Origin of the sequence: Kitasatospora sp. MAP5-34 (genome assembly GCF_029894335.1) — a bacterium.
Lineage (GTDB): Bacteria > Actinomycetota > Actinomycetes > Streptomycetales > Streptomycetaceae > Kitasatospora.
Genome location: NZ_JARXZC010000027.1, coordinates 68,120 through 83,208 on the forward strand (window position 1 = coordinate 68,120; position 15,089 = coordinate 83,208).

Genomic DNA, 15,089 nt, shown 5'->3' on the forward strand with positions numbered 1-15,089 from the left:
AGATGCAGCTCCAACCGCCCATCGCCCGTCTCGCCCGATCGACCCGGCCACTCGGCCGAGCCGGCCAGGCGGAGACAACCTGACCGCAAGCCCCTAGGAGACCCAACCGTGAAGAGCGCCGTCGAGACTCTGAACCCCACTCGGGTTCGACTCACCGTCGAGGTGCCCTTCGAGGAGCTCAAGCCCAGCCTCGACGCGGCGTACAAGAAGATCAACCAGCAGGTCTCGGTCCCGGGCTTCCGTAAGGGCAAGATCCCGAACCGCGTCATCGACCAGCGCTTCGGCCGTGCCGCAGTGCTGGAGGAGGCCGTCAACGACGCCCTGCCGCGCTTCTACACGCAGGCCGTCGACGAGGGCAAGATCGAGGTCCTCGGACAGCCCGAGATCACGGACATCGAGGGCGTCGAGCGCCTCGTCGACGGCGGTGACCTCAAGTTCACCGCCGAGGTCGACGTCCGTCCGGAGATCTCCCTCCCGGACTTCGCCGCCATCGAGGTCGTCGTCGACCCGATCGTGGTCGAGGACGCGGATGTCGAGAAGTCCCTGGAGCAGCTGCGCGAGCGCTTCTCCTCGGTCAAGGACGTCGAGCGCGCCGCCGCCGAGGGCGACGTCGTGGTCGTCGACCTCGAGGCGAAGGTCGACGGTGAGGTCCCCGAGGACGGCACCGCCACCGGCGTGAGCTACGAGATCGGCTCCGGCCGCCTGCTGGACGGCATCGACGAGGCCGTCGTCGGCCTGTCCGCCGGTGAGTCCAAGACCTTCGAGACCGAGCTCAAGGGCGGCACCCAGGCCGGCCAGACCTCGGAGGTCACCGTCACCGTGACGGCCGTCCAGGAGAAGGAGCTGCCCGCTCTGGACGACGAGTTCGCCCAGCTGGCGAGCGAGTTCGACACCCTGGAGGAGCTGCAGGCCGACTCCCGCAAGCGCCTGGAGCGCATGCGTGAGTTCGACCAGGCGACCCAGGCCCAGGAGCGGGTCCTCGACCAGCTGCTGACGCTGGTCGAGATGGACTACCCGGAGAAGCTCCTCAAGGACGAGGTCGAGACCCGTCGCCACAACCTCGAGCACCACCAGCTCGAGCCGATGGGCCTGAACCTCGACACCTACCTCGCGACCCAGGGCAAGACCCGCGAGGAGTTCGACGCCGAGACCGAGGAGCAGGCGAAGAAGGGCATCAAGACCCAGTTCGTCCTGGACGAGATCGTCGGCAAGGAGGAGATCGGGGTCGACCAGCAGGAGCTGACCGAGCACCTGATCCGCCGTGCCGCCGGCTCCGGCCTGACGCCGGACCAGTTCGCGCAGCAGGTCGTCGAGGGTGGCCAGGTGCCGCTGCTGGTCGGCGAGGTCGCCCGTGGCAAGGCGCTCGCGCTGGTCGTCGAGGCCGCCAAGGTCACCGACACCAACGGTGAGGCCGTCTCCTTCGAGGACGACGAGACCGACGAGTCGGGCGAGACGGTCGAGGCCGCCGCCGCCCCGGCCGAGGAGACCGGCGCCGAGGCCTGATCCTCGTAGTCGCACCTCAGCAGCGGGCCCGGGCACCCATGGTGTCCGGGCCCGCTGTGCTCTCCCGCTGACCCTGCGCTCACAGCGAACAGTTCTGCGTGGGGGATTCTGCGGCCCTGCCTGCGCGTTAGGGTCCTTAGACAGCGACACCGCGACTTCGTTTCGCGGGTAGGGCGCAGTGATATCCCAGAACTGTGCGACAAAGCGACGGCCGCAGGTCGGCCTTCAAATCGACTGAGCAGGTGGCTAAGTGACGTTCCCGCAGATGCAGATGCCTGGCCTGATGGCGCCGCACGCCGCCGCTGGTGACGTGCTCGGCGGCCTGGGCGACCAGGTCTACAACCGGCTGCTCAACGAGCGCATCATCTTCCTCGGCACGCAGGTGGATGACGACATCGCCAACCGGATCACGGCCCAGCTGCTGCTGCTGGCCGCCGACCCGGAAAAGGACATCTACCTCTACATCAACTCCCCTGGCGGCTCGATCACCGCGGGCATGGCGATCTACGACACCATGCAGTACATCAAGAACGACGTGGTGACGATCGCGATGGGCATGGCGGCCTCGATGGGCCAGTTCCTGCTCACCGCCGGTGCCAAGGGCAAGCGCTTCTCGCTGCCGAACGCCAACATCCTGATGCACCAGCCCTCGGCCGGTCTCGGCGGCTCCGCCACCGACATCCGGATCCAGGCCGAGCAGCTGCTCCGCACCAAGAAGCGGATGTCGGAGCTGATCGCGCACCACAGCGGCCAGAGCTTCGACCGGATCACCGCCGACTCCGACCGTGACCGCTGGTTCACCCCGGAGCAGGCCAAGGAGTACGGCCTGATCGACTCGATCATGCACAGCGCCGCGGACGTCCCCGGCGGCGGCGGCACCGGCGCCTGACCGCAGCCGGCAGCAGACTGAACCCGACCGTACGCTTCGGAGGACAGAACACCTCATGAACACCCCCCAGACGCCCCGCGGCGAGTACTACGGCGCCCGCGCAGAGGGCCGGTACATCGTTCCGCGTTTCGTCGAGCGCACCTCGCAGGGCGTTCGCGAGTACGACCCGTACGCCAAGCTGTTCGAGGAGCGCATCATCTTCCTCGGCTCGCAGGTGGACGACGTCTCGGCGAACGACATCATGGCCCAGCTGCTCTGCCTGGAGTCGATGGACCCGGATCGCGAGATCCAGATGTACATCAACTCGCCCGGTGGCTCCTTCACGGCGCTGACGGCGATCTACGACACCATGCAGTACGTCAAGCCCGACATCACCACGGTCTGCATGGGCCAGGCGGCCTCCGCCGCCGCCGTGCTGCTCGCGGCCGGCACCCCCGGCAAGCGGATGGCGCTGCCGAACGCCCGGATCCTGATCCACCAGCCGTACACCGAGACGGGCCGTGGCCAGGTCTCCGACCTGGAGATCCAGGCCAAGGAGATCTTCCGGATGCGCGAGCAGCTGGAGGAGATGCTGTCGAAGCACTCCAACCGCGACCTCGCCACCGTCCGTGAGGACATCGAGCGCGACAAGATCCTGACGGCCGAGGAGGCCCTCGAGTACGGGCTGATCGACCAGATCATCTCCACCCGCAAGACCTCGCTGACCGACTGACACCGGCGGCTCCCCGGGGCGGGGCGTACGTGACATACGCCCCGCCCCGCTCCATTCCGGTCGGGCCCTCGACCCGGCACAATTCCAGTAGGGGAAGGCGGCGCCCACAGCGTCCCGGACCCCTGCGAGACGGCATCTGTTCGGTATCAATTCGCCCAGGGCGTACGGCAGACCTGCCGAAGACGGCGGATTGACCGGCTCGGCAGAGTACCGTCGGATAGCGAGACCGACCGCCGACGGCGAGTCGGTCCACAGCACCAGGCCCCGGAACCCCCGCGGGGCCCCTGGCGAAGGGGAAGCACCTCGTGGCACGCATCGGAGACGGTGGCGACCTGCTCAAGTGCTCGTTCTGCGGCAAGTCGCAGAAGCAGGTGAAGAAGCTGATCGCCGGGCCAGGCGTGTACATCTGCGACGAGTGCATCGACCTCTGCAACGAGATCATCGAGGAGGAGCTCGCCGAGACCTCCGAGGTCCGTTTCGAAGAGCTCCCGAAGCCGCGCGAGATCTACGAGTTCCTGGACCAGTACGTCGTCGGCCAGGACCTCGCCAAGAAGTCGCTGTCCGTGGCGGTGTACAACCACTACAAGCGTGTCCAGGCCGGTGAGACGGGCCGCAGCGGCGGCAACGGCCGCGAGGACGCGATCGAGCTGGCCAAGTCCAACATCCTGCTGCTGGGCCCGACCGGCTCCGGCAAGACGCTGCTCGCCCAGACGCTGGCCCGGATGCTGAACGTGCCGTTCGCCATCGCGGACGCCACGGCGCTGACCGAGGCGGGCTATGTCGGCGAGGACGTCGAGAACATCCTGCTCAAGCTGATCCAGGCCGCCGACTACGACGTCAAGAAGGCCGAGACCGGGATCATCTACATCGACGAGATCGACAAGGTCGCCCGCAAGAGCGAGAACCCGTCGATCACCCGCGATGTCTCCGGCGAGGGTGTCCAGCAGGCACTGCTGAAGATCCTGGAGGGCACGACGGCGTCGGTGCCCCCGCAGGGCGGCCGCAAGCACCCGCACCAGGAGTTCATCCAGATCGACACGACGAACGTGCTGTTCATCGTGGGCGGCGCGTTCGCCGGTCTGGAGCGGATCATCGAGGGCCGCGCGGGTGCCAAGGGCATCGGCTTCGGCGCGACGATCCGCAGCAAGCGCGAGAGCGACTCCAGCGACCACTTCCGGCAGGTCATGCCGGAGGACCTGGTGAAGTTCGGCATGATCCCCGAGTTCATCGGCCGACTGCCCGTCATCACCAGCGTGCACAACCTGGACCGCGAGGCGCTGCTGCAGATCCTCACCGAGCCGAAGAACGCGCTGGTGAAGCAGTACCGCAAGCTGTTCGAACTCGACGGCGTGGAGTTGGAGTTCAGCAAGGACGCGCTGGAGGCCATCGCCGACCAGGCGATCCTGCGCGGCACCGGCGCCCGCGGTCTGCGCGCGATCATGGAGGAGGTGCTGATGTCCGTGATGTACGAGGTGCCCTCGCGTCAGGACGTCGCCCGCGTGGTCGTCACCGGTGACGTGGTCTCCAAGCACGCGATCCCGACGCTCGTCCCGCGCGACATGATCAAGCGGGAGCGGCGCGAGAAGAGCGCCTGAGTCTCTGTCAGGCGCGATGCCGGATACGCCGAAGGGGCCCGCACCAACTGGTGCGGGCCCCTTCGGCGTCGGCGTGCTTCCTTACTTCGGGAGCTCGGCGAGCTGACGAATCTCCCGGGTGTCGGCCGCGGTCTTGTCCAGGTCGGCCGGCTTGTTGGCGGTGAACTCCATGATCATGCCGAGGCCGCTGCCGTCGGCCCAGACGCAGACGCCGAACTCCTGCCCGGTGGTCGACATCTTGCCGCAGTCCATCGATCCGCCCTTCGGGCCGGCGTCGACGCTGTGCCGCCCGGTCAGGGTGCCACCGGATGTCGTCATGCCGGTGAAGGTGGCGTCGATCTCCTTCTTCGGGAGCAGGAGGTTGCCGTAGGCACCTACGAAGATGACGGCCTGCTGGTGGTCGGCGCTCGGGTAGAAGCCGGTCACCGGGGTGGGGTGCCAGCTGCCGTCACCGGAACCCAGGGCGCCGGCCATCGAGCTCTGCATCTTGGAGGCCGTCGCACTGGTGTTGTCGAGCTGGGTGCCGTGGAACGCGGCCGGGGCGACGAGCTTGTTGTTCCCGGTCTTCGCCGCGACATTGGCGACCAGCAGAACCAGCGCGGCGCCCCCGAGCAGCACGACACCGCCGATGATTCCGAGCACGATCCAGAGCGTCTTGCGGGACTTCTTCACCGGCTGCCCATAGCCGTACGCACCCGGGTACGCCTCGCCGCCGCCGTACCCGGGCGCCGGCGGCGGGAAGCCGGGTGCCCCGTCCTGCGGCGGGACAGCTCCGTACGGCTGCTGCGGCGCGCCGTACTGCGGCGGCTGCGGCGGCTGACCGTACTGGGGCGGCTGCTGCGGTTGACCCTGCGGATTCTGCTGACCCTGGCCGTACATCGGTCGCTGTTCTCCCCCGCCGCTCGGAAGCGGCATGTCAGTGCGTATCGGTCCGAACAGTCCGCACGTATGACCGTACGAACATCGGGGCACGCTACCGCACCCGGCTGCGACGCCGTCCGGATGACCTGCGCCCGGCGGGTGAAGAACCGGTTCGTAACAGGCCCCCCGGCATACGTAAACTGTGCGTCGTGACCGACACCACGAACCAGCGCCCCGAGAGCACACGACCCGGGGACGACGCAGCCACCCTCCCGACGACCTACGCCCCGGCGGAGGTAGAGGGCGCGCTGTACGAGCGCTGGGTGGACCGCGGCTACTTCACCGCCGACGCCAAGAGCGACAAGCCCGCGTACACCATCGTCATCCCGCCGCCGAACGTCACGGGCGCCCTGCACCTGGGCCACGCCTTCCAGCACACCCTGATGGACGCCCTGACGCGCCGTAAGCGGATGCAGGGTTACGAGACGCTCTGGCTGCCGGGCATGGACCACGCCGGTATCGCGACCCAGAACCGGGTCGAGCAGCAGCTCGCCGAGTCCGGCCTCTCCCGCCACGACCTGGGCCGGGAGGCCTTCGTCGAGAAGGTCTGGGAGTGGAAGGAGAACTACGGCGGCAAGATCCTCGGCCAGATGCGCCGTCTCGGCGACGGCGTGGACTGGTCCCGCGAGCGCTTCACCATGGACGAGGGCCTCTCGACGGCCGTCCAGACCATCTTCAAGAAGCTCTTCGACGACGGCCTGATCTACCGTGCCGAGCGCATCATCAACTGGTGCCCGCGCTGCCTGACCGCGCTCTCCGACATCGAGGTCGAGCACGAGGACAGCCCCGGCGAGCTGGTCTCCATCCGCTACGGCGACGGCGACGACTCGATCGTGGTCGCCACCACCCGCGCCGAGACGATGCTGGGCGACACCGCGATCGCCGTCCACCCGGACGACGAGCGCTATGCGCACCTGATCGGCCGTACCATCGCGCTGCCGCTGACGGACCGTCGCATCCCGGTGGTCGCCGACACCCACGTCGACCCCGAGTTCGGCACCGGCGCCGTCAAGGTGACCCCGGCGCACGACCCGAACGACTTCGCGATCGGCCAGCGGCACAACCTGCCCAACCTGACCGTGATGGACGAGCACGGCGCCATCACCGTGCACGGCCCCTTCCTCGGCCTGGACCGGCTGGAGGCCCGCTCGGCCGTCGTCGGAGCACTGCGCGAGCAGGGCCGGATCGTCGCCGAGAAGCGGCCCTACATGCACGCCGTGGGCCACTGCTCGCGCTGCCACACCATCGTCGAGCCGCGCCTGTCGCTGCAGTGGTGGGTCAAGGTCGAGCCGCTGGCCAAGGAGGCGGGCGACGCCGTCCGCGACGGCCGGGTGCAGATCCACCCGAAGGAGCTGGAGGGCCGCTACTTCAGCTGGGTCGACAACATGCACGACTGGTGCATCTCGCGCCAGCTCTGGTGGGGCCACCGGATCCCGGTCTGGTACGGCCCCGAGGGCCAGGTCGTCTGTGTCGGCCCCGGCGAGCAGCCGCCCGCCGGCGAGGGCTGGCACCAGGACCCGGACGTCCTCGACACCTGGTTCTCCAGCGGCCTGTGGCCGTTCTCGACCCTGGGCTGGCCCGAGCAGACGCCGGACCTGGAGAAGTTCTACGCCACCGACGTGCTGCTCACCGGCCACGACATCATCTTCTTCTGGGTGGCCCGGATGATGATGTTCGGCCTGTACGCGATGGACGGCCAGGCGCCGTTCCACACCATCGCGCTGACCGGCCTGGTCCGTGACCAGTTCGGCAAGAAGATGTCCAAGTCCTCCGGTAACGCCGTGGACCCGCTGGAGTGGATGGACGCCTACGGCGCCGACGCCGTCCGCTTCACGCTGGCCCGTGGCGCCAACCCCGGCGCCGACGTGCCGATCGGCGAGGACTGGGTCCAGGGCTCGCGCAACTTCTGCAACAAGATCTGGAACGCCACCCGCTTCGCCCTGATGAACGGCGCCACGGTGGAGGGCCCGCTGCCGGCGCCCGAGGAGATGACGGCGGTCGACCGCTGGATCCTCTCCCGCCTGCACGCGACCGTCGCCGAGACCGACGCGCTCTACGACGACTACCAGTTCGCCAAGCTCTCGGACACCCTGTTCCACTTCGCCTGGGACGAGGTCTTCGACTGGTACGTCGAGCTCTCCAAGACCACCCTGGCCAAGGGCGGCCCGCAGGCCGACGCCGCGCGCCGGGTGCTCGGCGAGGTGCTGGACGTGACGCTGCGTCTGCTCCACCCGGTGGTCCCGTTCGTCACCGACACGCTGTGGACGACGCTCACCGGCGCCGAGTCCCTGGTCGTCACCGACTGGCCGGTCGCCGACCCGGCCCGCCGGGACGACGCCGCCGAGGCCGAGATCGCCACGCTCCAGCAGGTGGTCACCGAGGTCCGCCGGTTCCGCTCGGACCAGGGCCTCAAGCCCGGCCAGAAGGTGCCCGCCACCCTCGACCTGGACGGCACGCCGCTGGCCGTCCACGAGGACGCGATCCGCTCGCTGCTGCGCCTGACCCTCCCCGAGGAGGGCTTCTCGGCGACGGCCTCGCTCCCGGTCGCGGGCGCGACGGTGGCCCTGGACCTCTCCGGCACCATCGACGTCCCGGCCGAGCGCAAGCGCCTCGCCAAGGACCTCGCGGCCGCCGAGAAGGAGAAGGCCCAGACCACCGCCAAGCTCGGCAACGAGGGCTTCCTCGCCAAGGCGCCGGACGACGTGGTGGCCAAGATCCGTGGCCGTCAGGAGGCTGCCGAGGCCGACATCGCCCGGATCACCGCCCAGCTGGCCGCCCTGCCGCAGGGCTGACGCCCGTAGTTCCGAGGGGTTTCGAGGGCCGTACTCCGTCTCCGGGCGGGGTGCGGCCCTCGGCGTTTCTCCGCCCGGCGGGTAAGCGTTCAGGCGTTGAGGGCTTCAGGCGTTGAGGCGTTGAGAGGTTCAGACGTTCCGGCCTTGTGGCCTTCTGGCCTTCTGGCCTTACGGGAAGAGGGAGTTGAATAACGGAGGCACTGCTATTCGACGGGCTATCCGCAGTTCCTGATAGCCCGTTCGGCCGAATTCCCGCACGATCCCTTGCGTATGGCAGATGCGTACCAAGAGATTCAAACGCGAGCGGCGGGGAGCCCGCCCGTGGCCGCTGACCTGCTGGGTGTGCGGGGACGGGTGGCGATACCGGGTCGGGCCGACACACCATTCGAGGCTAATGGCGCGAGCTTGAACTCGCGCCGATTATCTCGGCCTGTTACACGCGCGCGTTCACCGGAACTTGCAGTTTCACTGTGTACGGTGAGCAGGAGTTCGGCAGTGGTGGCGACTGACGGGAGGGCACGGCATGGTGGTGACCAAGGAGTTGGCCGACGAACTGCCTGCGGAGGCGGTCGAGGCCGCCAAGGCCCGGGCGGCGACCCTGCTGCTCGCCTTCCGGCACGGGAACCAGCTGGCCTTCGACCAGGAGCTCGAGCTGCTCTTCGAGGAGCAGGTCGAGCGCGAGGCCACCACGCTGCTGGTCTGGATCGCTGCCGAGGCCGTCCGCAAGGCGTACGCACCCGAGGTCGGCGACCGGGTGCTGCGGGCGATGGCGAACCGGGCCCCGAGGGACACCTCGATGGTGGATGTCGACGAGGAGACGGTGGACGTCGCCCGGCTGGTCGAGGCGGTCGGCGACGGCGATGTCGGCACCGTCCGGGCGGTGGTCGCGGCCACGGCGGACACCACCTACCTGCTCGGCGGTCTGCTGCAGGCCGTCGCGATGATGCTGCCGCTGCTCCCCGAGGGCGAAGCGGAGGAGATCGCGGCGGAGCTGCGGCGCCGCCACGGCGGCCGCACGGGCCGGGCCTCCGGGATCCCGGAGGCCCGGCAGTCCTAGCGGGCCGGGGGCTCACGCACATTACCGGGGCCCCTTGCTGCGGTTGATCGGCCGCCGGTGGGCGTGCCGGGCGGCAGGCCCGGGATCCACCCCTCGTCGCCGCTCCGTAGACTGGGGGCGTGAGCGACAAGGCCGAGCAGAACCCGTACACGATCCGCCCCACCAACGCAGACCCCGCCGAGCCGGTGGCGGAGCTGTCCGACGTGGAGGCCGCGCTCGCCCAGCGCTGGCCGGAGAACAAGCTGGAGCCCTCGCTCGACCGGATCGCCGCGCTGATGGACATCCTCGGGTCCCCGCAGCGCTCCTACCCCTCGATCCACATCACCGGCACCAACGGCAAGACCTCCACCGCCCGGATGGTCGAGCAGCTGCTCAACTCCTTCGAGCTGCGCACCGGCCGTTACACCAGCCCGCACGTCGAGTCGGTGACCGAGCGGATCAGCCTGGACGGCACGCCGATCAGCGCCGAGCAGTTCGTCGAGACCTACCGCGACATCGAGCCCTACCTCCGGATGGTGGACGAGCAGCAGCCCGTCGCGCTCTCCTTCTTCGAGGTGCTCACCGCGATGGCGTACGCGGCCTTCGCCGACGCCCCGGTGGACGTCGCCGTGGTCGAGGTCGGCATGGGCGGCTCCTGGGACGCCACCAACGTGATCGACGCGGACGTCGCCGTGATCGCCCCGATCTCCCTCGACCACACCGACAAGCTGGGGAACACCACCGGCGAGATCGCGGTCGAGAAGTCCGGGATCATGAAGCCGGGCGCGATCGCCGTCGTCGCGCAGCAGCAGCTGGACGCCGCGCAGACCATCCTCAAGCGCGCGGTCGAGGTGGACGCCACCGTGGCCCGCGAGGGCATGGAGTTCGGCGTCCGGCACCGCGAGGTCGCCATCGGCGGGCAGCTGCTGACGCTGCGCGGCCTGGGCGGCGAGGACTACGAGGACATCTTCCTGCCGCTGCACGGTGAGCACCAGGCGCAGAACGCCGCTCTGGCGCTGGCCGCCGTCGAGGCGTTCTTCGGCGTCGGCGGTGCGCGGGGCGGCAAGCTCGACATCGACAAGGTGCGGCAGGCGTTCTCCGGCGTCAGCTCGCCGGGCCGGCTGGAGGTCGTCCGCCGCAGCCCCACCATCCTGCTGGACGCCGCCCACAACCCGGCCGGCGCCGAGGCCACGGTCGCCGCGATCAACGAGTCCTTCGGCTTCACCAAGCTGGTCGGCGTGATCGCCACCAGCGGGGACAAGGACGTGTCGGGCCTGCTGTCGGCCTTCGAGCCGCTGCTCGCCGAGGTCGTCATCACCCAGAACTCCACCCACCGACGGATGCCGGTCGACCAGCTGGCGGCGACGGCGGTCGAGATCTTCGGCGAGGACCGGGTGCAGGTCGAACTCCGGCTGGACGAGGCGATCGACGCCGCCGTCACCCTGGCCGAGGAGGATGGCGACCTCGGTGGCTGCGGCGTCCTGGTCACCGGCTCGGTCATCACGGTGGGCGAGGCACGCCTGCTGCTCGGGAGGAAGTAAATGCGCACGCTCTGCTCCTCGACCCTCATCGGCGAGGTCCTGCTCCTGCTGTTCGCCGCCCTGGTGGCGATGCGGCTCACCGACGTCTCCACGGCCACCATTTGGGCCGTCAGCGGGCCGGCCATGGTGCTCTGCATCCTGCTCTGCGGCGCGCTCAGCCGCCCGGGCGCGGTGACGGTCGGCTGGGCCCTGCAGATCGGCCTGATCGCCAGCGGTTTCATCCTCCCGACCATGTTCGTCCTCGGCGCGGTCTTCGCCGGCCTCTGGTGGTCCTCGGTCCACTACGGCCGCAAGATCGACGAGATCAAGGCAGCGCGAGCGGCACAGACCGCCTGAGCCATGCACCCACCAGGGGCTCGGGGAACTGCGCGACCAGGGCACGACGTACGTGCACGGTTGCGCGCGCCGTTCCCCACGCCCCTGCTCTGGTTGCTCTCCGCGCGGAGCGCCGGCCGCACTGATGTGCTGCTCACGCAAGGTAACCTTCGAGGTAGCCGCATACACCATGCCGTACCGCATCCTCAGGAGCCGCACCGTGTCCCAGCGCACTCTCGTCCTGCTCAAGCCCGACGCCGTCAAGCGCGGCCTGGCCGGCGAGATCATCAGCCGGATCGAGCGGAAGGCGGGCTGGCGGCTCGCCGCCGTCGAGCTGCGTACGTTCGAGCGCGCCACGCTGGAGCAGCACTACGAGGAGCACCTCGGCCGCCCGTTCTACGAGCCGCTGCTGGAGTTCATGACCTCCGGTCCGTCGCTCGCGCTGATCGTCGAGGGTGAGAACGTCGTCCCGGGCATCCGCGCGCTGGCCGGTGCGACCGACCCGCTGCAGGCCGGCCCCGGCACCATCCGTGGTGACTTCGCCACCATCACCCGCGAGAACCTGATCCACGCCTCCGACTCCGAGGCTTCCGCAGAGCGCGAGATCAAGATCTTCTTCCCGTCGCACGCCTGAGCTCGCACGCCTGAGCTCGCACACGTCACTGCGCACATGTCACTGCGCACGCGGTACCTCGTACGCGTGAACGACCGTGCCTAGGTCGGGCCGGGCTCCGGCCCGACCAGGTGGCGCCGAACGAATTAACCGCGTGAGATTCTGATCCTCAAATACGGAACTCGATCCGCCGACACGGCGTCCCAATCCAGGGAGATGCAGCCGCACCCCGGACAATGGGCGTATGCCGGACGTCGCGTTCGAGCTGACCGGCGCGTGGCTACGATGGGCACAACTCATGGGCCCGGTACGGCTGATCGGCTGACGTCCGCCCAACTCCCCGCCATCTGATGACTTCGAGCCCGGGAAGGCACTCCACACCCCATGGCCAACAACCTGTCGTTCATCGGCCGTGACATGGCGATCGACCTCGGCACTGCCAACACGCTGGTGTACGTCAGGGGCAAGGGGATCGTCCTCAACGAGCCGTCCGTCGTCGCCGTGAACACCAACACCGGTGGCATTCTGGCGGTCGGCTCCGAGGCGAAGAAGATGATCGGGCGTACGCCCGGCAACATCGTCGCCATCCGGCCGCTCAAGGACGGCGTGATCGCCGACTTCGAGATCACCGAGCGGATGCTCCGCTACTTCATCCTGAAGATCCACCGCCGCCGTTACCTGGCCCGCCCCCGGGTCGTGGTCTGCGTGCCCAGCGGCATCACAGGGGTGGAGCGCCGTGCCGTGATCGAGGCCAGCTCGCAGGCGGGTGCCCGTCAGGTGCACATCATCGAGGAGCCGATGGCCGCCGCGATCGGTGCGGGCCTGCCCGTCCACGAGGCCACCGGCAACATGGTGGTGGACATCGGCGGCGGCACCACCGAGGTCGCCGTCATCTCGCTCGGCGGCATCGTCACCGCGCAGTCCATCCGGGTGGCCGGTGACGAGCTGGACAACGCGATCGTGCAGCACATCAAGAAGGAGTACTCGCTCCTGCTCGGTGAGCGCAGCGCCGAGCAGATCAAGATGAGCATCGGCTCCGCCTTCGGTCTGGAGGGCGAGAAGGACGAGCACGCCGAGATCCGTGGCCGCGACCTGGTCAGCGGTCTGCCGAAGACCGTGGTGATCTCCGCCGCCGAGGTCCGCGAGGCCATCGACGAGCCGGTCAACTCCATCATCGACGCGGTGAAGACCACGCTCGACCAGTGCCCGCCCGAGCTGGCAGGCGATGTGATGGACCGTGGCATCGTGCTCACCGGTGGCGGCGCCCTGTTGCGCGGCCTGGACGAGCGGCTGCGCCGCGAGACCGGCATGCCGATCCACATCGCGGAGAACCCGCTCGACTCCGTCGCGCTCGGCTCCGGCAAGTGCGTCGAGGAGTTCGAGGCGCTCCAGCAGGTACTCGACGCCCAGCCACGGCGTTAACACCCGCAGCACCTGAGGCGTCGATACCTGAGGCGTCAATACCTGCAGACAGTCAGTCTTTCAACTGAACGGTCCCCGCCCCGCGCTCGGAACAGCGCGGGGCGGGAGGTCCGGAACTGAAGGGGCAGCTCCAGCACCGTGAGGGACACCCGAGAGAGCCGGCTACTGCTGATCCTGTTGGTCGCAGTGGCCTTCGCGCTCATCACCGTCGATATCAAGGGCGGCGAGAGCTCGCCGCTCGGAGGTGCCAGGCGGACTGCCGCAAGCCTCCTCGGACCGGTCGAGCGGGCTGCGTCCGGGGCCGTCGCCCCGGTCGCCGAGACGGTCCGGGCGGTCCGGGACGCGAGCAACCACCAGCGGCAGCGGGACCAGCTCACCCGCGAGAACACCGACCTGCGCCAGCAGGTCGCCTCCTCCGACACCGCGACCGGCCGCACCAAGCAGCTGGACGAGCTGCTCCGCACCGCCGGCGCCGGGGGCTACACCATCAAGGCCGCCCAGGTCATCGCGATCGGCGCGGCCCAGGCCTTCTCCTGGACGATCACCATCGACGCGGGCAGCGACGACGGCCTGACCCGGGACATGACCGTGATCAACGGTCAGGGCCTGGTCGGCCGGATCACCACCGTCGCCCCGACCACCGCGACCGTCCTGCTGGCCACCGACCCGGGCTTCACCGCCGGCACCCGGCTGGAGGGCTCCGGCGAGATCGGCTTCGCCAACGGCCAGGGCACCGGCCCGATGCGGGTCTCGCTGCTCAACGGCAAGGCCCAGGTCAAGCCGGGGGACCGGCTGGTCACCTTCGGCTCGCAGAGCGGCCGCCCGTTCGTGGCGGGTGTGCCGGTCGGCAAGGTGGTCACGGTCGAGGCGACGCCCGGCGAGCTGACCAAGACCGTCCTGGTCGAGCCCTTCGTCCAGTTCACCCGGCTCGACCTGGTCGGCGTGGTGGTCGTCCCGCCGCGCACCGACCCGCGCGACTCCGTGCTGCCGCCCGCCCCGGCGGCCTCGGCCCCGCCCGCCGCCGCCCAGTCGGCCCCCGTCGCGGCCGCTCCACCCGCCAGTCCCACAGGGGGGAACTGACCATGCGACCGACCCGCGTCCTGCTCTCCGCCGTCCTGGTCCTGCTCGGCCTGGTGCTCCAGGTCAGCGTGCTCGGCCGGCTCCAACTGCCCGGCGCCACCCCCGATCTGCTGATGCTGATCGTGGTCGGCCTGGCCCTGGTGTACGGGCCGTCCGGCGGCTGCCTGGTCGGCTTCTCGGCCGGCCTGCTCGCCGACCTCGCACCGCCGTCCGACCACGCCATCGGCCGCTACGCGCTGGTGCTCTGCCTGGTCGGCTACGCCACCGGCCTGCTGCGCCCCGAGGGCGGCCGGCAACGCTCCGCAGTCAGCGCGTTGGTGGTGGTGGCCGGTGCCGCCGTCGTCTCCACCGTGCTGTACGCGATGGTCGGTGCCCTGGTCGGTGACACCGCCGCCCGCCATGTCGGCCTGACCGGGCTGGTGTTCAGCGCCCTGCTGTACGACGTCCTGCTGGCGCCGTTCGTGGTCCCCGCCGTGATGCTGCTGGCGCGCCGCTTCGACCGCGACCCGATGGCCGCCGAGACGGGCGATACCGGCGGCTCAGGCCTCGGCAGCCTGTCCCGTTACCGGACCACCCGCGAGGCCTCGCCGCTTCCTTCGTACGGCCGGACGGCGTTCGGTCGGCGCAGGCGAGTGCCCGGCCTGGCCAAGCGCCCCTGAGGAGCGACGAC

13 protein-coding genes are annotated in these 15,089 nt (G+C 69.5%); 12 read left to right on the plus strand and 1 reads right to left on the minus strand.

Annotated features, from left to right (window positions below):
- Positions 1-108: 108 nt before the first annotated feature.
- The 4 genes from tig to clpX all read left to right on the plus strand — a co-directional run bounded on the left by tig (position 109) and on the right by clpX (position 4,699).
- Positions 109-1,503 (plus strand): trigger factor, encoded by a 1,395-nt coding sequence (tig, locus tag P3T29_RS21665; protein WP_280718213.1) that lies wholly within the window; start codon positions 109-111, stop codon positions 1,501-1,503.
- A gap of 283 nt (positions 1,504-1,786) precedes the next feature.
- On the plus strand, positions 1,787-2,392 hold the full coding sequence (locus P3T29_RS21670) for an ATP-dependent Clp protease proteolytic subunit (protein ID WP_280718248.1): 606 nt from the start codon (positions 1,787-1,789) through the stop codon (positions 2,390-2,392).
- A 55-nt stretch (positions 2,393-2,447) separates the two neighbouring features.
- Positions 2,448-3,104, plus strand: coding sequence for an ATP-dependent Clp protease proteolytic subunit (locus P3T29_RS21675; RefSeq protein WP_280718214.1), 657 nt, complete (start codon positions 2,448-2,450; stop codon positions 3,102-3,104).
- 305 nt (positions 3,105-3,409) lie between these two features.
- Positions 3,410-4,699: an ATP-dependent Clp protease ATP-binding subunit ClpX gene (gene clpX, locus P3T29_RS21680; protein ID WP_280718216.1), complete on the plus strand. Its 1,290-nt coding sequence runs from the start codon at positions 3,410-3,412 to the stop codon at positions 4,697-4,699.
- Positions 4,700-4,780: 81 nt separating this feature from the next.
- Here clpX and P3T29_RS21685 read toward each other — a convergent pair whose 3' ends face one another.
- Positions 4,781-5,578, minus strand: a complete 798-nt coding sequence (locus tag P3T29_RS21685; protein ID WP_280718217.1) for a hypothetical protein — start codon at positions 5,576-5,578, stop codon at positions 4,781-4,783.
- Between the two features lie 191 nt (positions 5,579-5,769).
- Between P3T29_RS21685 and P3T29_RS21690 the strand changes: the two genes are divergently transcribed.
- The 8 genes from P3T29_RS21690 (at position 5,770) to mreD (ending at position 15,078) form a co-directional block, all read left to right on the plus strand.
- Positions 5,770-8,412 carry a valine--tRNA ligase gene (locus tag P3T29_RS21690; RefSeq protein ID WP_280718219.1) on the plus strand — a complete coding sequence of 881 codons (2,643 nt, stop codon included), beginning with the start codon at positions 5,770-5,772 and terminating at the stop codon, positions 8,410-8,412.
- A gap of 523 nt (positions 8,413-8,935) precedes the next feature.
- On the plus strand, positions 8,936-9,469 hold the full coding sequence (locus P3T29_RS21695; RefSeq protein WP_280718220.1) for a hypothetical protein: 534 nt from the start codon (positions 8,936-8,938) through the stop codon (positions 9,467-9,469).
- 152 nt (positions 9,470-9,621) lie between these two features.
- Positions 9,622-10,989: a folylpolyglutamate synthase/dihydrofolate synthase family protein gene (locus tag P3T29_RS21700; protein WP_280718249.1), complete on the plus strand. Its 1,368-nt coding sequence runs from the start codon at positions 9,622-9,624 to the stop codon at positions 10,987-10,989.
- Positions 10,990-11,325, plus strand: coding sequence for a DUF4233 domain-containing protein (locus P3T29_RS21705; protein WP_280718221.1), 336 nt, complete (start codon positions 10,990-10,992; stop codon positions 11,323-11,325).
- Positions 11,326-11,524: 199 nt separating this feature from the next.
- On the plus strand, positions 11,525-11,938 hold the full coding sequence (gene ndk, locus P3T29_RS21710; RefSeq protein WP_280718222.1) for a nucleoside-diphosphate kinase: 414 nt from the start codon (positions 11,525-11,527) through the stop codon (positions 11,936-11,938).
- 375 nt (positions 11,939-12,313) lie between these two features.
- Positions 12,314-13,339, plus strand: a complete 1,026-nt coding sequence (locus P3T29_RS21715) for a rod shape-determining protein (protein ID WP_104820811.1) — start codon at positions 12,314-12,316, stop codon at positions 13,337-13,339.
- 138 nt (positions 13,340-13,477) lie between these two features.
- Positions 13,478-14,419, plus strand: a complete 942-nt coding sequence (gene mreC / locus P3T29_RS21720; RefSeq protein WP_280718223.1) for a rod shape-determining protein MreC — start codon at positions 13,478-13,480, stop codon at positions 14,417-14,419.
- A gap of 2 nt (positions 14,420-14,421) precedes the next feature.
- A complete protein-coding gene (gene mreD, locus P3T29_RS21725) occupies positions 14,422-15,078 on the plus strand; it encodes a rod shape-determining protein MreD (protein ID WP_280718224.1) in 657 nt (218 codons plus the stop codon).
- Positions 15,079-15,089: the final 11 nt, after the last annotated feature.

What these genes read in the sequence shown, in the direction of transcription:
- P3T29_RS21670 (WP_280718248.1), top strand. Translation starts at nt 1,787, where the DNA reads ATGGCGCCGCACGCCGCCGCTGGTGACGTGCTCGGCGGCCTGGGCGAC.
- P3T29_RS21675 (WP_280718214.1), top strand. Translation starts at nt 2,448, where the DNA reads ATGAACACCCCCCAGACGCCCCGCGGCGAGTACTACGGCGCCCGCGCA.
- P3T29_RS21685 (WP_280718217.1), bottom strand. Translation starts at nt 5,578, where the DNA reads ATGTACGGCCAGGGTCAGCAGAATCCGCAGGGTCAACCGCAGCAGCCG.
- P3T29_RS21695 (WP_280718220.1), top strand. Translation starts at nt 8,936, where the DNA reads ATGGTGGTGACCAAGGAGTTGGCCGACGAACTGCCTGCGGAGGCGGTC.
- P3T29_RS21705 (WP_280718221.1), top strand. Translation starts at nt 10,990, where the DNA reads ATGCGCACGCTCTGCTCCTCGACCCTCATCGGCGAGGTCCTGCTCCTG.
- mreD (WP_280718224.1), top strand. Translation starts at nt 14,422, where the DNA reads ATGCGACCGACCCGCGTCCTGCTCTCCGCCGTCCTGGTCCTGCTCGGC.